The sequence below is a fragment of the Streptomonospora halophila genome (assembly GCF_039542725.1).
GTDB lineage: Bacteria > Actinomycetota > Actinomycetes > Streptosporangiales > Streptosporangiaceae > Streptomonospora > Streptomonospora halophila.
The window spans coordinates 107,668-128,611 of record NZ_BAABIK010000016.1 but is presented as its reverse complement, the minus strand read 5'-3'; the positions used below and the strand labels follow the sequence as shown (position 1 = coordinate 128,611).

The 20,944-nt window shown below is 74.2% G+C and carries 20 protein-coding genes; 14 read left to right on the top strand and 6 right to left on the bottom strand.

Annotated elements, in window-relative coordinates; translation table 11 throughout:
- Positions 1-14 precede the first annotated feature (14 nt).
- The 8 genes from ABEA15_RS15230 (at position 15) to ABEA15_RS15195 (ending at position 8,172) form a co-directional block, all read left to right on the top strand.
- Positions 15-761: a cell division protein FtsQ/DivIB gene (locus tag ABEA15_RS15230; protein ID WP_344145938.1), complete on the top strand. Its 747-nt coding sequence runs from the start codon at positions 15-17 to the stop codon at positions 759-761.
- 445 nt (positions 762-1,206) lie between these two features.
- The gene (gene ftsZ / locus ABEA15_RS15225) at positions 1,207-2,667 is read left to right on the top strand and encodes a cell division protein FtsZ (RefSeq protein ID WP_344145935.1); all 1,461 of its coding nucleotides are present in this window, start codon (positions 1,207-1,209) and stop codon (positions 2,665-2,667) included.
- A gap of 110 nt (positions 2,668-2,777) precedes the next feature.
- Positions 2,778-3,503, top strand: a complete 726-nt coding sequence (gene pgeF / locus ABEA15_RS15220) for a peptidoglycan editing factor PgeF (RefSeq protein ID WP_345557132.1) — start codon at positions 2,778-2,780, stop codon at positions 3,501-3,503.
- Positions 3,500-4,264 (top strand): YggS family pyridoxal phosphate-dependent enzyme, encoded by a 765-nt coding sequence (locus tag ABEA15_RS15215; RefSeq protein WP_345557131.1) that lies wholly within the window; start codon positions 3,500-3,502, stop codon positions 4,262-4,264. The genes pgeF and ABEA15_RS15215 overlap by 4 nt, the downstream gene beginning before the upstream one ends.
- Before the next feature lie 121 nt (positions 4,265-4,385).
- Entirely contained in the window at positions 4,386-4,913 is a 528-nt protein-coding gene (locus tag ABEA15_RS15210; protein ID WP_345557130.1) for a cell division protein SepF, read from the top strand.
- Positions 4,914-4,952: 39 nt separating this feature from the next.
- Positions 4,953-5,246 (top strand): YggT family protein, encoded by a 294-nt coding sequence (locus tag ABEA15_RS15205; RefSeq protein WP_344145923.1) that lies wholly within the window; start codon positions 4,953-4,955, stop codon positions 5,244-5,246.
- Between the two features lie 129 nt (positions 5,247-5,375).
- Positions 5,376-6,305: a DivIVA domain-containing protein gene (locus ABEA15_RS15200; RefSeq protein WP_345557129.1), complete on the top strand. Its 930-nt coding sequence runs from the start codon at positions 5,376-5,378 to the stop codon at positions 6,303-6,305.
- A gap of 106 nt (positions 6,306-6,411) precedes the next feature.
- A complete protein-coding gene (locus ABEA15_RS15195) occupies positions 6,412-8,172 on the top strand; it encodes a hypothetical protein (protein WP_345557128.1) in 1,761 nt (586 codons plus the stop codon).
- A gap of 205 nt (positions 8,173-8,377) precedes the next feature.
- Here the strand turns inward: ABEA15_RS15195 and ileS are convergent, their stop codons facing one another.
- Positions 8,378-11,554, bottom strand: a complete 3,177-nt coding sequence (ileS, locus tag ABEA15_RS15190) for an isoleucine--tRNA ligase (protein WP_345557127.1) — start codon at positions 11,552-11,554, stop codon at positions 8,378-8,380.
- Positions 11,555-12,012: 458 nt separating this feature from the next.
- Here ileS and ABEA15_RS15185 point away from each other — a divergent pair, with 458 nt between their 5' ends.
- The 4 genes from ABEA15_RS15185 to ABEA15_RS15170 all read left to right on the top strand — a co-directional run bounded on the left by ABEA15_RS15185 (position 12,013) and on the right by ABEA15_RS15170 (position 14,682).
- A complete protein-coding gene (locus ABEA15_RS15185; RefSeq protein ID WP_344145911.1) occupies positions 12,013-12,276 on the top strand; it encodes a hypothetical protein in 264 nt (87 codons plus the stop codon).
- A gap of 326 nt (positions 12,277-12,602) precedes the next feature.
- Positions 12,603-13,013, top strand: a complete 411-nt coding sequence (locus tag ABEA15_RS15180; protein ID WP_344145908.1) for a TraR/DksA family transcriptional regulator — start codon at positions 12,603-12,605, stop codon at positions 13,011-13,013.
- 35 nt (positions 13,014-13,048) lie between these two features.
- Entirely contained in the window at positions 13,049-13,741 is a 693-nt protein-coding gene (gene lspA, locus ABEA15_RS15175; protein ID WP_345557126.1) for a signal peptidase II, read from the top strand.
- Positions 13,742-13,773: 32 nt separating this feature from the next.
- Positions 13,774-14,682: an RluA family pseudouridine synthase gene (locus ABEA15_RS15170; RefSeq protein ID WP_344145998.1), complete on the top strand. Its 909-nt coding sequence runs from the start codon at positions 13,774-13,776 to the stop codon at positions 14,680-14,682.
- Between the two features lie 60 nt (positions 14,683-14,742).
- On the opposite strand, the gene ABEA15_RS15165 is transcribed toward ABEA15_RS15170, so the two are convergent.
- From ABEA15_RS15165 to ABEA15_RS15150, 4 genes are all read right to left on the bottom strand, one after another.
- Positions 14,743-16,488: a thiamine pyrophosphate-dependent enzyme gene (locus tag ABEA15_RS15165; protein WP_345557125.1), complete on the bottom strand. Its 1,746-nt coding sequence runs from the start codon at positions 16,486-16,488 to the stop codon at positions 14,743-14,745.
- 147 nt (positions 16,489-16,635) lie between these two features.
- Positions 16,636-16,950 carry an AzlD domain-containing protein gene (locus ABEA15_RS15160; RefSeq protein ID WP_344145899.1) on the bottom strand — a complete coding sequence of 105 codons (315 nt, stop codon included), beginning with the start codon at positions 16,948-16,950 and terminating at the stop codon, positions 16,636-16,638.
- Entirely contained in the window at positions 16,947-17,660 is a 714-nt protein-coding gene (locus ABEA15_RS15155) for an AzlC family ABC transporter permease (protein ID WP_345557141.1), read from the bottom strand. Before ABEA15_RS15155 ends, ABEA15_RS15160 begins: the two co-directional genes overlap by 4 nt.
- 127 nt (positions 17,661-17,787) lie before the next feature.
- Positions 17,788-18,633 carry an AraC family transcriptional regulator gene (locus ABEA15_RS15150; protein WP_345557124.1) on the bottom strand — a complete coding sequence of 282 codons (846 nt, stop codon included), beginning with the start codon at positions 18,631-18,633 and terminating at the stop codon, positions 17,788-17,790.
- 107 nt (positions 18,634-18,740) lie between these two features.
- On the opposite strand from ABEA15_RS15150, the gene ABEA15_RS15145 reads away from it, so the two are divergent.
- The gene (locus tag ABEA15_RS15145) at positions 18,741-19,169 is read left to right on the top strand and encodes a GNAT family N-acetyltransferase (RefSeq protein WP_345557123.1); all 429 of its coding nucleotides are present in this window, start codon (positions 18,741-18,743) and stop codon (positions 19,167-19,169) included.
- Between the two features lie 353 nt (positions 19,170-19,522).
- On the top strand, positions 19,523-20,200 hold the full coding sequence (locus ABEA15_RS15140; RefSeq protein WP_345557122.1) for a PaaI family thioesterase: 678 nt from the start codon (positions 19,523-19,525) through the stop codon (positions 20,198-20,200).
- A gap of 92 nt (positions 20,201-20,292) precedes the next feature.
- Here ABEA15_RS15140 and ABEA15_RS15135 read toward each other — a convergent pair whose 3' ends face one another.
- Entirely contained in the window at positions 20,293-20,580 is a 288-nt protein-coding gene (locus tag ABEA15_RS15135; RefSeq protein WP_345557121.1) for a hypothetical protein, read from the bottom strand.
- Positions 20,581-20,944 lie beyond the last annotated feature (364 nt).

Here is a 20,944-nt window from a genome sequence, read left to right as displayed (position 1 = left end):
GGCGGCGAGACCAGGTGAGCGCGACCATCGGGCGCACCGCCGCAGGCCGCGGCACGCCCGCCGGGTCCACCGGCCGCCGGCGTTCGGACCCCTGGAAGGTCGCCTTCGTCGTGCTGCTGATCGTCGCGGTGCTGACGGTCGTCACCTGGGTGCTGCTCGGGTCCCGGCTGCTGGTGGTGCGCGACGTCGAGGTCAGCGGCACCTCCCGGCTCGACCCCGAGCGTGTGGCGGCCGCCGTCGACGTGGCGACGGGGACCCCGCTGGCGCGGGTCGACACCGACGCGGCCCGGCGCCGCGCAGAGGAGCTGCGGCTGGTGGAGTCGGCCGAGGTCGGCCGCGGCTGGCCGGCCACGCTGCGGGTGGAGGTCGTCGAGCGGACCCCGGTTCTGGCCGTGCGCGCCGGCGACGGGTTCCGGCTGATCGACGGCGACGGGGTGCGCATCGCCGACACCGACCAGCGGCCCGACAACTACCCGCTGATCAGCGTCTCCGGCGAGCCTGAGGGAAGCCCGGCCGTGGCGGCCGCCGCCTCGGTGCTCGCACGGGTGCCGGCGGCGGTCGGCGGGCGCATCGACAGCGTCGACGCGGCCGACCGGGCGGCGATCGAACTCACCCTGGAGAGCGGCGCCACCGTCTCCTGGGGCACCACCGAGCGCGCCGAGCGCAAGAGCACGATCCTGACCGTGCTGCTCAACGAGCACCCGCCGGGCCCGGACCGGCACTACGACGTCAGCGCACCGGACATGGCCGTCGTCGAATGAGGCCCCGGACGAGCCCGAACGGCGGGGGAGCGGCGCAGCTCCGACGGTGCGGCGAATCGCCCCAGATCAGGCATACTTTCCAGACGCGACGCGCCGGGAGCGGACATCGCCGCCCCGGGCGACACGCCGTTAGGCTGAACTCGTGGTTAGTTGCCCGCAGGCAGGCAGCGGCTTACTGTCGGGAAGCAATACCGTTGGTTGACATAAGTGTGGACCTGAGACTTTAGGGCGGTTACGGCGGGAGCACCCGGAGGAGGGGGAACCGCCCGGCTGCGAGCCCGAAGCCCTGTATGGGAACCCGACCGGCCCGGCGCCGGTCAGAGGGGACCCAGTGGAAAGACTGTAGAACCGGACAGCCAATCGGTCCGTTCGCCGCCGCAGGACGGCAGGTTCCGCTGAGGCGGGACGGCGCGATTGGCCGAAGCGAGCGGAAAGGCCCCTCGTCGTGGCAGCACCGCAGAATTACCTCGCGGTCATCAAGGTCGTCGGAATCGGCGGCGGTGGCGTGAACGCCGTCAACCGGATGATCGAAGAGGGACTCAAGGGCGTCGAGTTCATCGCCATCAACACCGACGCTCAGGCGCTGCTTATGAGCGATGCCGACGTCAAACTCGACGTCGGACGCGAACTCACCCGCGGGCTCGGCGCGGGCGCCAACCCCGATGTCGGGCGCAAGGCGGCCGAGGACCACCGCGAGGAGATCGAGGAGGTCCTCAAGGGGGCCGACATGGTCTTCGTCACGGCGGGCGAGGGCGGCGGCACCGGCACCGGCGGGGCTCCGGTCGTCGCCGACATCGCGCGCTCGCTCGGAGCCCTGACCATCGGTGTGGTCACCCGCCCGTTCGGCTTCGAGGGCAAGCGCCGCGCCACCCAGGCCGAGGCCGGCATCGCCATGCTGCGCGACGAGGTCGACACGCTCATCGTGATTCCCAACGACCGCCTGCTCTCCATCTCCGACCGCCAGGTCAGCGTGCTCGACGCGTTCAAGGCGGCCGACCAGGTGCTGCTCTCCGGTGTTCAGGGCATCACCGACCTGATCACCACGCCGGGTCTGATCAACCTCGACTTCGCCGACGTCAAGTCGGTGATGCAGGGGGCGGGCTCGGCACTCATGGGCATCGGCTCGGCACGCGGCGACGACCGCGCGGTGGCGGCGGCCGAGATGGCGATATCGTCGCCGCTGCTGGAAGCCAGCATCGACGGCGCGCACGGCGTGCTGCTGTCGATCCAGGGCGGCTCCGACCTCGGGCTGTTCGAGATCAACGAGGCCGCCCAGCTGGTGGCCAACTCCGCCGCGCCCGAGGCGAACATCATCTTCGGCGCGGTCATCGACGACGCGCTGGGCGACGAGGTCCGTGTCACCGTTATAGCGGCCGGCTTCGACGAGGCGCGCAACGAGTCGGCCTCGCCGCCGCAGAGAGCCGCCGCACCGCCACCGGAGCCACCGGTCCGCGAACAGCCGGCGGCTCCGGCCGCCGAGCCGCGCCCGGCCGTGCGCCCGGCCGCCGAGGAGCGCCCGCAGCCGCCCGCCGATCCCGCACCGGCGCGCGAGGCGGCCCGCGAACCCGTGCGGGAACCGGTCCGCGATGAGCCGCCGCGGCCCGAGGCCCCCGCCGATCCCGAGCCCCCGCGCGCCCAGGAGCCCCGCGAGCCCGAGCAGGTCCGCGCCCGCGAGCACGCCGAGCGCCGCGACCCCGAGCCGGAGACCGAGGAGTCCGAGTTCGAGGCCGAGGACGACGGCCGGGGGCGCGGCATCCGCGCGGTGGACGAGCCCGACTACGGCGAGGTGCGCGGCACCGGTACCGACGGCACGTTCCCGCGTTCGGGCGAGAACGTGCCCACGCCGCGGCGCCGGGTTGTCTTCGACGACCCCGACGACCTCGACGTGCCCGATTTCCTGAAGTAGCGCGCCCGATCGCGGCGGCCGAGCGTACCGGTGGCGGGGCCTCCCGCCGCCGGTACGCTTTTTCGCGTCCCCTGGACGACTGCCGAGGATGCGGAGGAACCGCGCACACGATGAGTGCCGTGATCGAGCTGGGACCGGGCGTGCGGGCCGGGTTCACCCAGCGCTACGACGGCGGGGTCAGCTCCGCGCCGTTCGACAGCCTCAACCTCGGCCACGGGGTGGGCGACGCCCCCGGGGCCGTGGCGGAGAACCGCCGGACGGCCGCGAAGCGCCTCGGGTTCGCCGCCGAGAGCGTGGTGTGGATGGACCAGGTGCACAGCGCGGACGTGGCCGTGGCCGCCGAGCCGGGAACGGCCGGGCGCGTCGACGCCGTCGTCTCCGACCGGCCCGGCCTGGTGCTGGCCGCGCTGGCCGCCGACTGCCTGCTGGTGCTGGCCGCCGACGCCGAGGCGGGCGTCGTCGGCGCGGCGCACTCCGGCCGGCTCGGCACGCAGTCGGGCGTGGCGCCCGCGATGGTCGCGCGGATGGCGCTGCTGGGCGCCGAGCCCGCCCGCATCAGCGCCGTCCTCGGCCCCGCCATCTGCGGCCGGTGCTACGAGGTCGGCCCGCAGGTGCAGGCCGAGGTGGCACGCAGCGTGCCCGAAGCGGCCAGCCGCACCCGCGAGGGCACGGAGGGCATCGACATGCGCGCCGCCGTCACCGCCCAGCTACGCGCGGCCGATGTCGGCCACATCACCTCCGACGACCGCTGCACCCTGGAGAGCCCCGAGCTCTTCTCGCACCGCGGCGGCGCTCCGACCGGCCGATTCGCCGGATTCGTATGGCGGCGGCCGTGAGAGCCCGCGACACCGGGGGAGCCGGCCCGGCGCACGCCGGCAGCGGTTCGCGGCGCCGCGAGCGGATCCGCGCCAACCTCGCCGCGCTGCGCGGGCGCGTCGACGCCGCCTGCGCGGCCGCGGGCCGCAGCCCCGACGACGTGACGATCATCGCGGTGACCAAGACGTTTCCCGCCTCCGACGTGCGCATCCTCGCCGGGCTCGGCGTCGGCGACGTCGGCGAGAACCGCGACCAGGAGGCCGCGCCCAAGGCGGCCGAATGCGCCGACCTGGGGCTGCGCTGGCACTTCGTCGGCCAGTTGCAGACCAACAAGGCGCGTTCGGTGGCCCGCTACGCCCACATGGTCCACTCGGTGGACCGCCCCAGGCTCGCGGCCGCGCTCGGTGCGCGCGCCCGGACCGAGGGGCGCGAGGTGGGCTGCCTGGTCCAGGTCGATCTCGACCCCGCCTCCGAGGCCGGCGTGCTGGGGCCGCGGGGCGGGGCCGACCCGCGCGACGCGCTGGCCGTCGCCGACGCCGTCGCGGCCGAGGAGGGGCTGGCACTGGCCGGAGTCATGGCGGTGGCGCCTCGCGGGGGAGATCCCGAGGAGGCCTTCGCCCGGCTGAATGCGGTCGCCGCCGAGGTCCGGGCTCGCTACCCTCAGGCGAGGGCGGTTTCCGCGGGCATGAGCGCGGACCTGGAAGCGGCCGTCGCCCAGGGTGCGACACACCTGCGGGTGGGAACGGCGTTGCTCGACGATCGGGGCCCGAACGTGGGGTAATGTCCCCACATGGACATTGGCGCCCAACTGTCGAGTTCGCCCGTCCGGCGGACTCGGGCCCGTCCCGACATGGACTGAGTCATCTGCGGTGCCGCACCACAGGGACGACGGAGGACAAGAGATGGCCGGCGCGATGCGCAAGATGGCGGTCTACCTCGGCCTCGTGGAGGACGACCGCTACGATCACCGCTATGCGGACGAATACGATGACTTCGACGACTTCGACGAAGGCGTCGAGGGCCGGCGCGACCGGCATCTCGTTCACCAGGGCGGCGACCCCCGAGCCGACTCCGTGACGGATGCGGATGACTACCCCATGTCCCCTGCCGACAGGCGCACACCGACGCATACCACCCCCGCTACCGCGGACCTTGCGCGCATCACTACGCTGCATCCCCGGACCTACAACGAGGCGCGTACCATCGGAGAGTACTTCCGAGAAGGTGTACCGGTGATCATGAACCTGACCGAGATGGTCGACAGCGACGCCAAGCGTCTGGTCGACTTCGCGGCGGGTCTGATCTTCGGTCTTCACGGCAGTATCGATCGCGTGACCACAAAGGTGTTCTTGTTGTCCCCGGCTAATGTTGAGGTGACTGCTGAAGACAAAGCACGCATCGCCGAGCGAGGGTTCTTCAACCAGAGTTAGATCATCACTGATGTCCAGAGATTGGGTCGGGGAACGGCCGTGAGTATCGTCCAGTCCGTCATCATCGTCTTGCTGAACGTGTTCATGCTGGTGCTGATCGGGCGGCTCGTCTTCGAGCTCGTACAGGCGTTCGCCCGGTCGTGGCGACCGAGCGGGTTCGTGCTGGTACTCGCGGAGACCGTCTACACCGTCACCGACCCGCCCCTGCGGTTCCTGCGTCGGTTCATCCCGCCCATTCGCCTGGGGGGAGTGGCGCTGGACCTGAGCTTCACCGTCCTCTTCCTCTTCGTGGTGATCCTTCTCCAGATCGTAAGTTCGATCTCGTTCATCTAGAAGGTCACAGATGTCGGAAAGGCAAGCCCTGGTTTCGATATGTGGCCTTGGTCATGATCTGGATTGCCGTAAGGTCACGATCAGGTAGCGTCCCTACGGACACAGTCCAAGCGCGCCAAGGAGACGAACATGCCGCTGACACCCGCGGATGTGCGGAACAAGCAGTTCAGTACCACCCGGCTCCGGCCGGGCTACGACGAGGAAGAGGTCGACGCGTTCCTCGACGAGGTCGAGACCGAGCTCGACCGCCTGATCCAGGAGAACGAGGAGCTGCGCGGCAAGCTGGCCGAGTGCCTGCGGGGCAAGGTGCCCAACGCCGGCATGCAGGACTTCCAGCAGCAGCCGCAGGAGCAGCAGCTCCCGCCCGAGCCGCAGCCCGAGCCGGCCGCCCGCCAGGAGCCGCCGCAGCAGCCGCAGCAGCCCCAGCCCCAGCCCCAGCCGCAGCAGCCGCTGGAGCAGCAGATCCCGGCCATGGCCGCCAACATGGGCCTGCCCGGCTCGGAAGAGAACATGGACACCGCCGCCCGGGTCCTGGCCCTTGCCCAGCAGACCGCCGACCAGGCGATCTCCGACGCGCGCCGCGAGGCCGACGAGACCCTCGGCCGCGCCCGCCACGAGGCCGACGACATCCTCGGCAAGGCCCGCCGCCAGGCCGAGCAGATCGTCAACGAGGCCCGCGCCCGCTCCGAGAACTTCGACCGCGACGCCCAGGAGCGCCACCGCCAGGTGATGGGCTCCCTCGTGCAGCAGCGCGAGGAGCTGGAGCACAAGGTCGCCGAGCTCAAGGACTTCGAGCGCGAGTACCGCAGCCGCCTCAAGGACTACTTCGAGCGCCAGCTGCGCGAGCTCGCCGAGGGTGCCAACGAGCCCAACTCCGGCCAGCAGCAGAACCCGAACACCACGGGCGGATTCCAGACGATGGCGCCCACCGGCGGGAACCCGGGCATGCCGCCCGGCGGTCCGGCCAACGGAGCGCCCTCCGGCAATCCCTTCGCCCAGCCCGAGCCCGCGCAGCACGGCGGCTACCACCCCGGTGAGGCTCCGCACGAGCGGCGGTGAACCGACCGCCGGAGTCCCGGCGCGCTACACGACAGCGGCGGCGACCGGACTGTGCCGCGGCGCCGCAACGCACAACAGAACCCTTGAGTGAAGGCTCTCCTATTCCGTGTTCATCCTCAGTCTCGCCACTTTGGTGGCGGCTCTGGCGGTCATCGCCTTCGGTGTGGTGTTCGCCGAGACGACGCTGGTCTACATCGCCCTCGCATTGGGCGTTCTCGGTGCGGTACTGCTCGTCGCCGAGGCGGTGAGATCACGCGAGCAACTGGGGCTGGGTGCCGGCAAGGGAGCGCCGGCCGGCGATGCCGGCGCGCAACGGCAGTGGGCACGGACGGGCGGTTTGGGGAAGGCGTCCGTCCTCGCCCCGACCTTGTCGGGTGCAACGGCGGAATCCGCCGCGCAGCACAGCCGTACCACCGAGGGAGTGCGGGGTTTCGCCCCCGCTCAGAGCCGCGCCGCGAGCGACGGCGCGGCGCGGCGTGAAAACCCTGGACAGGGTGCACGACCGGCTGCTCCCTACGGCGGCTACGCGCCGCCCCACGGTCTCGGTGCGAGGCCCCCCGGCCGATCGCCGGAGGAGCCCCCCGAGCAGACAGGACGACCCGAGCCGTCCGCCGGTCCCGAGCCGGCGGAGAGCGCGGTGCGCTCCCAGCCGCAGCGGCCGGTCCGGCCGCGCATCAACCGCGTTCCGAGCGGGCCCGACGAGGGCGCGGTCGCCCCGGGCGCCGCGGAGGCCTCCGGCGGCGCCGGGCAAGTTGGGCAGGAGGCGGCCGGGGCCGACCAGGCGCGCGCCGAGGCACCCACGGCGGCACCCCCGGCGGAAGCGGCCGCTCGGGACTTCGCCGAGACCGCGCGACCCGAGCCCGCCCCCGATGCGGGCACGCCCGAGGAGACCGCGCCGCCCGCCGGCGAGGCGGACGCCGCGCCGGAGGAGCCGGTGCCCTCGGAGCCGGCCGAGCCCGCGCGGGCGCCCGAGTCCGAGCCGCCCGCCGGCGCACCGTCGCCGGAACCGGCCGCAGCCCAGGGCGCGCCCGCCGACGAGGCCGACCGCGACCTCTCGTTCAGCGCCTTCGTCAGCGGACTGCTGCCCGAGCAGGGACAGGCGGCGGACCACGGCGCCGGGACGGCGCCGGAAGACGCCGCGGAGCAGGCGACCGCCGAGGGCGGCACCGACGACGGCCGACCCGCCGGCGGCGCAGACGATGCCGCGGTACCCGAGGCGACCGACGACTCGGCGGCGCCCGGCGAGGGCGGTCCCGAGGACGACACGCCGACCGCGGACCCCGCGGCGGCCGCCGCCGGGGGCGACTCCGCCGGCGAGCCGGACCAGACCGGGACCGCCGCGTCGGACCCCGAGTGGAACACCGCTCCGGCACCCGCGGGCGAGGACGTCGAGGAGCCCATCACCGCGCCTCTCGACCTGCGCGCGATCACGGCGACCGTGCCGGATGACGCGTCCTCGGAGCACCTTGGCGAGGCCGCGGCCACCGCCGCCGCGCCCGAAGGGGCGGCCAACGCCGCCGCTCCCCAGGCGCAGGCGGTCGCCGCCGAGTCCGAAGGGCCGGGGGATCCCGGGCACGAGCTTGCGGCCGAGGCCGCCGCGTCCGACGAGGCGACCGATGCCTTCGCGCGGCCCGGCGAGCAGGCCGGCGGCGGACAGGAGGACGGCCGGGACTCGGACGAGACCGCCGAGGAGGACGCGGCCGATCCGGCGGAGACCGCCGAGCGGCGGCCCGAGCCGGAGCCGGCGCCCCGGGACTTTGGCGCCGATCCCGACGGTTCCGCGGAACCCGCGCCGACCTCCGACGAGCCCGATGCGGACGAGACCGCGGTCCTGCGCCGCGCCCCCGCGGACGACGACCGCCCCTGAGGGGCACGCCGCCCGGATATTGCCGCAGACCGGCGCCGCGGAACCGGCGCAGCCGTGCCCACGCTCCCGCGGGGGGCCCGGCGTCCGCGGCGCCGGGGACGATCGCGGGGGAGCGGTCGGGCGGCGCCGCCCGACCGCGCGGGAGCCGTCCGGCGCAGGACGACCGGTGCCGGGAGCGCGGCACTCCCGGCACCGGCGGTGACCGCTAGGCCGCCTTGCGCAGGCGGAGCGTCACGCCGAAGTCGTCCGAGGCGACGGTGTGGGCGTCGCCCTGCGGTGCGCCCCGGGTGACGCTCACCGCGAGGACCTCGCCGGCGATGGTGCGCTCGTGCTCCTCCAGCGCCCGGGCGGTGACCGGGTCGGTCGCCTCCCACCACAGGTCGATCCGGTCGGAGATCTCCAGGCCGCTGGACTTGCGGGCGTCCTGGACGAGGCGGATCAGCTCGCGGGCCAGGCCGGCGCGCTGGAGCGCCGGAGTGACCTCCAGATCCAGGGCGACGGTCTCGCCGCCCTCGGCCGCGACCGTCCAGCCTTCCCGGGGCTGCTCGCTGATCAGCACCTCCTCGGCGCTGATCTCCACCGGTTCGCCCTCCACGTCGACGTGGGCCCAGCCCGTCGTGCGCACCTGCTCGACCAGCCCCCGCGCGTCGGCCTCGCCGATCGCCGCGGCCACCAGCGGCGTGCGCTTGGCGAAGCGCTTGCCCAGGGCGCGGAAGTTCGGCTTGACGGTGTGGTCGACCAGGTCGCCGCCGACCGCCGAGAGCGGGTCGAGCTGCTGCACGTTCAGCTCCTCGGCGATCTGGTCGCGCAGCTGCTCGGGCAGCCCGTCGAACCCGGCGGCCCCGACCAGCACCCGCGACAGCGGCTGGCGGGTGCGCACTCCCGAGTCCACGCGGGCAGCGCGGCCCAGCTCCACGAGCCGGCGGACCAGCGCCATCTGCTCCGAGAGCCGGGTGTCGACGAGGTCCTCGCGCACCTGCGGCCAGCTCGCCAGGTGCACCGAGTCCGGCGCCTCCGGCCGGCGCAGCGCCGCCCAGACGTGGTCGGTGATGAACGGCACCAGCGGCGCCATGACCAGTGTCAGCGACTCCAGCGCCTCGAACAGGGTGGCGAACGCGGCCGCGCCCTCGGGGGTGTCCGCGCCCGCCCAGAAGCGGCGGCGCGAGCGCCGCACGTACCAGTTGGACAGGTCGTCGACGAAGGCGGTCAGCAGCCGACCGGCTCCGGCGGTGTCGAAGCGCTCCAGCGCCGCGCCGACGCCCTCGACGACCCGGTTCAGCTCGGAGAGCAGCCACCGGTCCAGCAGCGGGCGCTCCGCGGGCGCGGGGGCCTCGGCCAGCCGGTCGTGGCTCCAGGCGCCGCCCGCACCGGCGTAGAGGGTGAAGAAGGAGACGGTGTTGTAGTAGGTCAGCAGGACCTTGCGGACGATCTCCTCAAGCGCCTCGTGCCCCACGCGGCGCGGCATCCACGGCGAACCGCTGGCGGCCATGAACCAGCGCAGCGCGTCGGCGCCGTGGCGCTCCATGACCTCCATCGGTTCGAGGACGTTGCCCAGGTGCTTGCTCATCTTGCGGCCGTCCTCGGCGAGGATGTGGCCCAGGCAGACCACGTTCTCGTAGGAGGAGTGGCCGAAGACCAGGGTGCTCACGGCCATCATCGAGTAGAACCAGCCGCGGGTCTGGTCGATGGCCTCGCAGATGTACTGGCCGGGGAAGTTGGCCTCGAACGCCGCCTCGTTGCGGTGCGGCGCCCCCCACTGCGCGAACGGCATCGCTCCGGAGTCGAACCACACGTCGATGACCTCGGGCACACGCCGGGTGCGGCCGCCGCACTGCGGGCAGTCGAAGGAGACGTCGTCGACGTAGGGCCGGTGAGGGTCGAGGGCGCCGAGGTCGCGGCCGGCGAGCCCGCCCAGCTCCTCCAGCGAGCCCACGACCGTGTGGTGCTCCTCCGCGCAGACCCACACGGGCAGCGGCGTGCCCCAGTAGCGGCTGCGCGACAGCGCCCAGTCGATGTTGTTGCGCAGCCACTCGCCGTAGCGCCCCTCCTTGACGTTCTCGGGGAACCAGTTGGTGCGCGCGTTCTGCTCCAGCAGCTCGTCCTTGATCGCCGTCGTCTTGATGTACCAGGACGGCAGCGCGTAGTAGAGCAGCGGCGTGTGGCAGCGCCAGCAGTGCGGGTAGCTGTGCTCGTAGGGCTGGTTGCGCAGCAGCAGGCCGCGCGCCCGCAGGTCCTCGACGAGGGCGGCGTCGGCGGTCTTGAAGAAGACGCCGCCGATGAGGTCCAGTCCGGCCTCGAACGTGCCGTCGGCGCGCACGGGGTTGACCACGGGCAGCCCGTAGGCGCGGCACACCGCCATGTCGTCGGCGCCGAACGCCGGGGACTGGTGGACCAGGCCGGTGCCGTCCTCGACGGTGACGTAGTCGGCCAGCACCACGAAGTGCGCGGGCTCGTCGAAGGCGACCAGCTCGAACGGGCGCTGGTAGGTCCAGCGCTCCATCTCCGAGCCCTCGAAGCGCTCACCGGTGAGCGTCCAGCCCTCGCCCAGGGCGGTGCCGACGAGCGGCTCGGCCACCAGCAGCCGCTCGGTGCCGTCGGTGGCCACCACATAGGCGACGTCGGGGTGCACCGCCACGGCGGTGTTGGAGACCAGGGTCCAAGGGGTCGTGGTCCACACCAGCAGCGACGTCGGCCGCGCGGGGTCGGCCAGCGGGCCCGAGGTGACGGGGAAGCGCACGTAGACCGAAGGGTCGACGACGGACTCGTAGCCCTGCGCGAGCTCGTGGTCGGAGAGCGTGGTGCCGCAGCGCGGGCAGTAGGGGCTGATGCGGTAGTCGCGCACCAGCAGGCCCTTGTCCCAGATGGTCTTCAGCGCCCACCACACCGACTCCACATACTCGGGGTCCATGGTGCGGTAGGCCTCGTCCATGTTCACCCAGTAGCCCATGCGCTCGGTCATGGCGGTGAACGCGTTCACGTTGCGCAGCACGGACTCGCGGCAGCGGGCGTTGAACTCGGCGACGCCGAACTCCTCGATGTCCTTCTTGCCGCTGAGGCCCAGCTCCTTCTCCACCGCGACCTCGACGGGCAGGCCGTGGCAGTCCCATCCGGCCTTGCGGTCGACGTGGTAGCCGCGCATCGTCTTGAAGCGGGGGAAGACGTCCTTGAAGACCCGCGCCTCGACGTGGTGCACGCCGGGCTGGCCGTTGGCGGTGGGCGGGCCCTCGTAGAACACCCAGTTGGGCTTGCCCTGCGACCGCTCCAGCGAGCGTTCGAAGACCTTCTGCTCCGACCAGCGCCGAAGCACCTCGTGCTCGGTGGCGGGCAGGTCGATCCGGGCCGGGAGGGCAGGGAAGGAGCGGGCGGCGCTTTCGTCGTGCATGGGGTCTACCTCTCACCAGGGCATCGGTTGTCCTGATGGAGGGACGAGGCTGCGCGCCCCGCGGTACCACCCTCCTTGGGCGAGGCGGACCGGCCGCCTCGTCCCCTCTCGCTTCGCTCGGCGGCCGGGTCTACTGGGTCGGCGCTGCGCGCCGCACCGTTCTTCCGGCGGCTCCGGGGTGATCTTCCCGACGGGCATGCCCCCGGGCTTCCACCGTCCCCGGGTCGCTCTGGGCTGTTTCCGGCGGTACTCGTCCCCATCCGCGCCTTGCCGTGCTGCCGAGGATAGCCCACGACGGGCGGGGCGGCGTCCGATCGGGGGCCCAACGGGCACGCGCCTTTCCCCGGGCCGCGGCCTGCGGTGCATACTTGCCTGCCGGGCCGCACCTCGCGGCGGCCCGCTCGCCGCGCGGGGCGCGGCGCAGGCACGTGGTGGCGATCGACGAAAGGAGGCGGTCCGTGGCCGCGACCGGGCGGGAGGGCACCGTGCTGGTGACGCTCTCCGAGCGGGAGGACGCCGAGGAGCTGGCGGAGCAGTTGCAGGACCAGGGTTACGAGCCCTGCACGGTGCACCGCGACATGCTGGCCGGCGAGGACGACGCCGAGGACGTCGACTGGGTGATCGAGGTGGCGACCGGCCCGCACGGCGGACCGGCGACCTTCGACGAGCCGCACCTGGCCGTTCTGGCCGATGATTACGGCGGATACGCCACCGCGCAGTAGCGCGTCGGGGGGCGCGGCGGCGCCGGGAGGAGGCGCGCCGCCCCCGACGGAAGCGTATCGGCGCCTCGATCGGGAACACCTGGGGGATAGACGCGGAAAGCCGGGAGTGTTCCACACTGCGTTGTCGATGGTTGATTCGCTCCCGACGGGCGTTTAAGCTACCCGGCATCCTGTGCGGGCACCGCTGCAGGCGGTGAAATCGCACGTCAGAACGGGGTTCACGGCCGCCGTGCCGCGGCGGCCGAGGGGGTGAGTGCCTGATGGCGTCGACTACCACGACCGGCAAATCCGGTGAAGAGGCCCGCGGCGGAAAGGACGGGGCGACCATGGGTGTCTCCAACGCGGCCGATCTGCCCGTTCGTCCCGGCGAGGACCCGTGGACCGAGGCCGAGTTGGCCGAGGTCCGCCACGGACTGGAGTCCGAGGTCGCCGAGCTGCGGAGCGGCATCGCCGCCGCCGAGTCCGAGATGGCCGAGCGGCTGTCGGACTCGGTCGAGGGAGCCGGCGACGATCCCACCGACACCGGTGCCAAGGCCTACCAGCGCGAGCACGACCTCGCGCTGAACTACAATAGCCGTGAGCTGCTCGCCCAGAGCGAGCGCGCGATCCAGCGGATGGACGCGGGGACCTACGGGGTCTGCGAGTCCTGCGGCAACGCCATCGGCAAGGCGCGGCTGCAGGCATTCCCCCGCGCCACATTGTGTGTGCAGTGCAAACAGCGCGAGGAGCGTCGCTGAGTGACGTCGAGCCCCCCGGGGCCCAAGATCGGACCGTGAACGGACCCGCCGCGCGCCGGCCGCGGCGGTTCGTTCTGTTGTCGGCGGTGGCGGCGGCGGCCCTGGGGGCCGACTACGCCACCAAGGAGGCCGCGCTCGCCGGCTTCGAGCCCGGTGAGTCCATGCGTGTCGTGGGCGAGCTGCTGCAGTTCACGCTCGTGTTCAACACGGGCGCCGCGTTCTCCATGGGCCAGGGACTGCCCTGGCTGTTCTTCCTCATCGCCACGGCGGTGGTGGTCTACATCCTCTTTCTGGCGCGCAAGCTGGCCAGCGTGCCCTGGACCCTGGCGCTCGGGCTGATCCTGGGCGGCGCCCTGGGCAACCTGGTCGACCGGGCGTTCCGCCCGCCGGCCCCGCTGCACGGCGCGGTCGTGGACTGGATCCAGGTGCCCAACTTCCCGGTGTTCAACATCGCCGACTCCTGCATCGTCGTGGGCGGCGCGCTCGCGGTGCTGCTGACCTTCCGCGGCATCAACATCGACGGCACCCGCGAGTCGGACGCCGCGAGCGGCGGCGGGGCCTCCGGCGCCGAGCCGGAGGCCGAGGGCGCGGCCGGGCCCGACACGCCGGAGCGCGCCTCCGGCGAGACCCGCACCGGCGGGGACGGCACCACCGCCGCGCGCGGCGGCGAGCCCGATGTCCCGGAGGAGCCCGGGGCCCGCAGTGAGGACGGAGGGCGATCGGCGTGACCGGCCCGACCAGGACCGGCGACCACCGCGCCATGCCCGTGCCCGACGGCGTCGAGGGCGAGCGCATCGACTCCGCCATGGCCCGCATGTTCGGCCTCTCGCGCACCCGCGCCGCCGAGCTCATCGCCGACGGCAACGTCACGGTCGACGGCGGCGCCGCCGCCAAGTCCGACCGGCTGGAGGCGGGAAGCTGGCTGGAGGTCACGCTGCCCCCGCCGCCGGAGCCGCCCGCGGCGCGGGCCGAACCCGTGCCGGGCCTGAGCGTGGTCCACGAGGACGCCGACATCGTGGTCGTGGACAAGCCCGCGGCCGTCGTGGCCCACCCGACCGTGGGCTGGACCGGTCCCACCGTGCTCCAGGGCCTGCTGGCCTCGGGCGTCGAGCTGGCCACCAGCGGCGCCGCCGAACGCCAGGGCATCGTGCACCGGCTGGACGCCAACACCACCGGCCTGATGGTGCTGGCCAAGAGCGAGGCCGCCTACAGCGTGCTCAAGCGCGCCTTCAAGGAGCGGGTGGTGGACAAGGTCTACCACGCTCTCGTGCAGGGCCACCCCGACCCGCTGCGCGGCACCGTCGACGCGCCCATCGACCGCCACCCCGCGGGCGACGGCCGGTGGGCCGTGGTGGCCGGCGGCCGGCCCTCGGTGACCCACTACGACACCGTAGAGGCGTTCCGCGCCGCCAGCCTGCTGGAGATCAAGCTGGAAACCGGGCGCACCCACCAGATCCGGGTGCACATGTCGGCGCTGCGCCACCCGTGCGTGGGCGACCACCTCTACGGAGCCGATCCCGCGCTGGCCGAGCGCCTCGGCGTGCGGCGCCAGTGGCTGCACGCGGTGCGGCTGGGCTTCGAGCACCCCACTCTGGGCCGCCGGGTCGAGTTCGAGAGCCCGTACCCGCGCGACCTGGAGGCGGCGCTGGAGCTGCTGCGCGAGGAGTGACCCGCCCGTCCCGGGCGCGGTCGTCCGCCCCTGCCGGAGCACGGAGACCGCGCCCGGCCGTCAGGCGCCGCCGAGCAGCCCGCTCATGGTGGCCTCCGGACTGATCACATCGGGGTCGGTGCGGACGTCGACGAGCGTGGGCAGCTCGGACGCGAGCGCCGAGTCCAGCGCGTCGGCCAGCTCCACCGGGTCCGTGGCGGTGGCACCGAGCGCGCCCAGGCCGCGTGCGTAGGCGGCCAGGTCCAGCGGCCCGCTGATGTCGGTGCCCGCCGTACGTCCCAGCTCCCGCGCCTGGTGCATCGCGATGGTGCCGTAGAGCCCGTTCTGGAAGACCACCACGGTGATCGCCAGCCCCAGCCTGACCGCGGTCTCCAGCTCCTGTCCGGTCATCAGCAGCCCGCCGTCGCCGACCGCGGCCACGACGGTGCGGTGCGGCGCGGTGAGCTTGGCGGCCACCGCCGCCGGAACCGCGTAGCCCATGGCTCCGCTGGTGGGCGCGAGCTGGGTGTGCGGGTGCCGGTAGGTCCAGCCGCGGTGCAGGAAGGCGGCGAAGTTCCCGGCGTCGTTGGTGATCACCGAATCGTCGGGCAGGGCCTTGCGCATCCCCTCGACCACCGCCCACGGGTGCATGCGCCCGCCGGGGTGGGTGGCGGCCTCGGCCGGCGCGGTGGCGGTGCGCTCCCACACGTGGTGGGCCTCGCCGTAGTCGCGCTCGGGCGTGGCCACGGGCAGCGCGGCGAGCGAGTCCAGCGCCGAGCGGGCGTCGGCCACGGCGCCCAGCCACACGCCGGTGACGGCCCCGATCTGGTCGGGGTCGATGTCGATCTGGGCGACGGGTGATCCGGGCCCCGGCCCGGCCGATGCGGGCAGCCGGTAGGTCTGGCTGGTGATCTCGCTCAGCCGCGAGCCGACGACCAGCACCGCGTCGGCCTCCTCCAGCGCCCGCAGCACCGGCTTGGGGCAGCCGAGCCCGAGATGGCCGAGGTAGAGCGGGTGGTCGTTGGGGAACACGTCCTGGCGCCGCCAGGAGGTGTAGACGCCCGTGTTGTAGCGCTCGGCGGTGGCGACCAGCTCCTCGCGGGCGCTGCGCGCGCCCCCGCCCGCGACGATCACCGGGCGCTCGGCCGCGGCCAGCCACTCGGCCAGCCGGTCCCGGTCGTCCTCGCTGAGCGCCGGGCGCGGCGGTGCCGCGCCGGGCAGGGCGGCGGCCGGCGGGACGCGCTGCCCGAACAGGTCGCCCGGCACCGCGACGGCGACCGGCCCGGGGCGGCCGGTGGTGGCCACCCGCAGGGCCTGCGCGGTGATCTCGGCGAGCCGGTCGGCGCGGGTGGCGGTGGTGGTCCACTTGGTGATGGGGGAGTAGAAGGCGGTGAGGTCGACCTCCTGGAACGCCTCGCGGCCCAGGTGGTCGCTGGTGACCTGGCCGAGGAACACCACCATGGGGGTGGAGTCCTGGCGCGCGGTGTGCACGCCCACGGCCAGGTTGGCGGCGCCGGGGCCGCGGGTGGCCGCGGCGACGGCGGGGACTCCGGTGAGCTTGGCCTCGGCCTCGGCCATGAAGGCGGCGCCGTTCTCGTGGCGGGTCGAGACCAGTCCCAGGTCGGTGTGCCGGTCCACGGCGTCGGCCAGCTCCAGGAAGCTCTCGCCGGGCACGGTGTAGCAGTGGCGGACGCCGGCGCCGGCCAGCACGTCGGCGACCTCCTCGGCGGCGGTGCGCCAGTGCGCCGCCGCGCCCCGCCCGGGCGGGTGCGCCCCGGCGTCGAAGCCCTCGGCGGCGGTGGCCGCGTTCCCGTACTCCTCGGTCATCGGCGTCCTCCGGCTCGCGGGATGGTCACGACCGACTTCTGCCCGCCCGCGGCGGGTCCGTCACCTCGGCGGCGGGGCAGAGGCGGGTGGAAAGGCGCCCCAAGGCCCGGGACCCCCGGCCCGGCCCTCGCCCCCGCCGCCCGGCGGTCACAGCCCCAGCAGGCGCAGGCCCGCGGCCGTCGCCGCCGCCACGGCCAGCACCACCAGGAACGGGGCGCGCAGCAGGAGGGCGACCGCGGCGGCGGCCACCCCGCCGATGCGCGCGGGGTCGAAGACCAGCTCCCGGCCGCCGTCGCTCGCGGTCTGCACGGCGATCAGGGCCGCCAGCAGCGCCACGGGGACGGTCATCGCGAAGCGCCGCACGAGCGGGTGGTCCAGCAGCCGGCGCGGAGCCGAGAGCCCGGCCAGCTTGAGCACGTAGCACCCGGCGCAGGTGCCGATGATGACCAGCCAGAGCGTCATGTGCGCGCCTCCCCGTCCGTGGGTTCCTCTCCGCCGCGTCCGGGCCCGGTCGGCCCGCCGCCCTCCACGGCTCCCGCCGCCCCGCTCGGTACGAGCAGCGCCGCCGCCGAGGCGAGCAGGACCGGCACGCCGGGCGGCGCGACCGGCACGGCGGCGAGCGCGATCGCCGCGCCGAGCACCGCGACGGCCTGCTCGCGCCGGTTGCCGCGCAGCCGCGTGCCGACCAGGGCCAAGAAGACCGCCGCGCTCATGGCGTCCAGCCCGAACGCGTCGGTGTCGCCGATCCGCTCGGTGGCCAGCGCGCCGAGGAGCGTGGTCAGGTTCCAGACGAGGTAGATGGAGGCGAAGACCGTGACGAAGGAGGTGCGCGCCCACGCCGCGGTGGGCTGCGCGAACGCTCCGGCGGCCGTCTCGTCGATGACGCCGTGGGCGACGAGCAGCCGCCGCGGGCCCCGCCAGTGCAGCAGGTCGGCCAACCGCAGGCCGTAGAGGGTGTTGCGTGCACCCAGCAGCAGCGCGCCGGCCGCGCCCGCCGCCAGGCCGCCTCCGCCGGCCACCACGCCCACCAGGGCGAACTGCGACGCGCCGGTGAAGGCGAACAGGCTCAGCACGCACGCCTGGGGCACCGAGAGCCCGGCCGTGACGGCGGCGGCCCCGAACGCGGTCCCGGACAGGCCCACGGCCACGCCCATCCCCAGCCCGTCGCGCACCGGGGGCGGCAGAAGAGCGGTGGAGGTGTTCACATCCGCCGACGCTAGCGGCGTCGGCGCACGGCCGTCTTGAACGATATTGCGGGCGCCGACGGCCGGGCGCCGGATCCCGCACCGGGGCCGAGGGCTACCCCGCCTCCGGCGGCCCCAGGACTCCCCGCTGGAAGGCGCCGGGCGGCACGCCGGTGGAGCGTTTGAAGTGGCGCGTGAAGTGCGGCTGGTCGGCGAATCCGAGAGCGGCGGACACGTCGGCGGGCGCCATGCCGTCGGCCAGCAGCCGCCGGGCGCGCTGCACCCGGACGTTGTTCACGTAGGCGTGCGGGGGCAGTCCGTGCGCCGCGCGGAACGCCCTCAGGAGCGCGAAGGGCGGGGTGTCCACGGCTGCGGCCAGCTCCTCCAGGCCGGGCGGGTCGGCCAGGGCGGTGTGCAGCAGTTCGCGGGCGCGGTCGACGGCGCGGCCGGAGCCGGGCGGTTGCGGCCCGTGCGGTGCGGTGCCCGCGCGGGTGTGCCGGGAGAGCAGCAGGTGCAGGGCCTGGCGGATGAGCGTGGAGGCGCTGAGCCGGTCGCCCTGCTCGGTGGCCCGGTGCGCGGCCCGCACGAGGCGCGATGACGCCGGGTCGCGGACCTCCTCGGGGGTGAAGGGCGGAATGCGGTCCATGCCGAGGTCGCGCGCCGCGGCGGCGACCACGTCGACCTCGGGATAGAGCACCCGGTAGCGCCAGCCGTCGGGCACCCCGGCGTGGCCGGTGTGGACCTCGTGCGGCTCGACCACCATCAGTCCGCCGGCGCTGATGCTGACGTCGCCGCCCTTGTAGTAGGTGACCTCGACGCCCGACTCGACGAGGGCGAAGGTGTAGGTGTCGTGCGTGTGCCGGTTGAAGGTGTGGCGTACGTAATGCGCCTTGAGCAGCTCCACGCCCGGCAGGCCGGGATGGCGCCAGAACCGCGCACGATCGGCGGACTCGTCGCTCATAGCCCCAGCTTAGGCGGGCCCCGGCGGGCGTGTCGGCCGAGTCCGGCCCCGGCCCCGGCGCCCGCCGCCCGGCACCGGCACCCCGTGCCGGGTCTAGAATTCCGCGCGTGCTCACTATCGACCTCGCGGAGAGCCCTCAGGACCGCGCCGCCGTCTTCGCGATCCGCGGCGCCGTGTTCGTCGCCGAGCAGGGGGTGCCCATCGCCGAGGAGTGGGACTCCCGCGACCTCGCCGCCGACCACCTCTTGGCGCGCGCCGGCGGAGTGCCCGTCGGGACCGGCCGGCTCGTCACCGAGGGGGAGCGGGGCGTCCTCGGCCGGCTGGCGGTACTGCCCGAGGCCCGCGGGACGGGCGCCGGGGCCGCGCTGGTCCGCGCCGTCGAGGACCGGGCGCGCAAGCTGGGACTGGGAGCCGTCGAACTGCACGCGCAGACCCGCGCTCTGGACTTCTACGAGCGGCTGGGCTACACCGCCCGCGGCGAGGAGTTCATGGACGCGGGCATCGTGCACCGGGACATGTACAAGCTCCTGGCCTGAGCCCGGCTCCCCGCCGATGCGCGTCCTCCCGCGGCTCCGCCGCTCGCGCTCGCCCGGTACCTCGCCCGGCGGTCGGTGCCGCGAAGAGCGGGCCTGCGCACTCGTGCCGGCCCCGGGCCGGCCCGCGAACAGGCCGGCTGCGGCGCCCGGCGCCGCCGACCGCCCCTGTGACGGTCGTCGCGTTGCCTCCCCCCGGTGCGGGAGGCGATCATGAACCTACCAGCAAGTAACATGGCTGGACGTCCGGCGCGGCGGCGCTCGGTCCGCACGGCCCGACCGCAGCGGATTCGCTGCGGGCCGGGTGCGCAGTGCCGCCCGCCGAGCCCAGAACACACTGCAGAGCGAAGGAAGCCATGACGGTCGACGCCGATCCGGTTGCCGAACTCCCCGACCCCCGCGACTACGGCCTCGCCGTGGTCGGCGAGGAGGAGATCCCCGCGGAGCTGACGTCCCTGGTCGCCGAGGTGCGCTCGCTCGTCGACGCCGTCGCCCGCACGCGGGCCGGGGCCGAGGAGCTTTCGGCGGCGCGCGCGGCTGTGGCCGCGGCCGCCGCGCAGCTCCGGGACGGCCCCCGGCACGACGTCGGCACCATGGTGCGCCGCACGTGGGACGACGGCCGGGTGGAGTACGGCACGCTCACCAACGCCGTCGCCGGTCCGACCAACGCCGCCGCTCCGCCGCTGCGCCTGGAGACCGCGCCGGAGGGGGGCCTGCGCGCGCAGGTGCGGCTGAACGGCACCTACCAGGGCCCGCCCGGGCTCGTGCACGGCGGCTGGCTCGCCGCGCTCCTCGACCAGGCCCTGGGCGCGGCGGCCGTCGCCGAGGGGATGCCGGGCCTGACCGCCAACCTCGACGTGGACTACCGGCGCCCGACCCCGCTGAACACGCCGCTGGAGATCACCTCGCGCGTCACCGGCACCGAGCGCCGCAAGGTCTCGGTCGCCGCCGAGATCCGCCACGACGGCGAGGTGACCGCCGAGGGCACCGCCATCATGGTGCGCCTGAACCTCCCCGGCGACGGGGGCGCCTAGCCGGCCGCCGCGTCACCGCCGCACGCCCGGCGCACACGCGTGCGAGCGCCGCACGGCCCGGGGCCGTGCGGCGCTCGTGTGCGGTCAGGCGGTCAGCGGCGCCGCAGCGCCCTCCGCAGTCGGCTCTCCACCTGGCGGAAGCCCCGCTGGATCTCCGGGGGCATGCCGCCGCCGCGCGTCCGTGCGCCGGGGCGCGGACCGGTTCCGCGGTGCATCCGTGCGCGCCGGACGATGCCGCCCAGGCCGCGGGTCGCTGCCGCACCGCCCGTGCGGTGGGGGCGATGGGTGCGGGTGACGGGAGAGCCGCCGCCCATTCCGTCGAGCCTGCCACCGATGACCTGGCGCGCCTTGCGTTCGATCCAGTTCCTACGGGTCCCCATGGGATCTCCTCCTCGGGGGATGGCTCTCTCGATCCGTCGATCGCTGTCTTCAGGGGGCGGGAGGGGCCCGCCTCGTCCCTGTCATCTGCTCCACTACCCGCGACACGCCGGGTTATGGGGGCGATCTCGGCCGGCGGCGCGGAGCAGGGGCGTGACAGGCGCTGCTGCGCTCGGACTATGAGCCAGTTCATGGCGCCGGCGCCCGCTGGTGGGTGGTTTCGTCGCGATTGTCCCGACAAAACAGGGTTGGTGGCGGGCAGTATCGCGAATCCTCGGCAGGTCGACCTGCCGTATCGGGGGGTCGACCGACACCCTCCTCGACCGCGCCTCCCGCTTCCCGTGGCGGCGCATGCTCAGCCGCCGA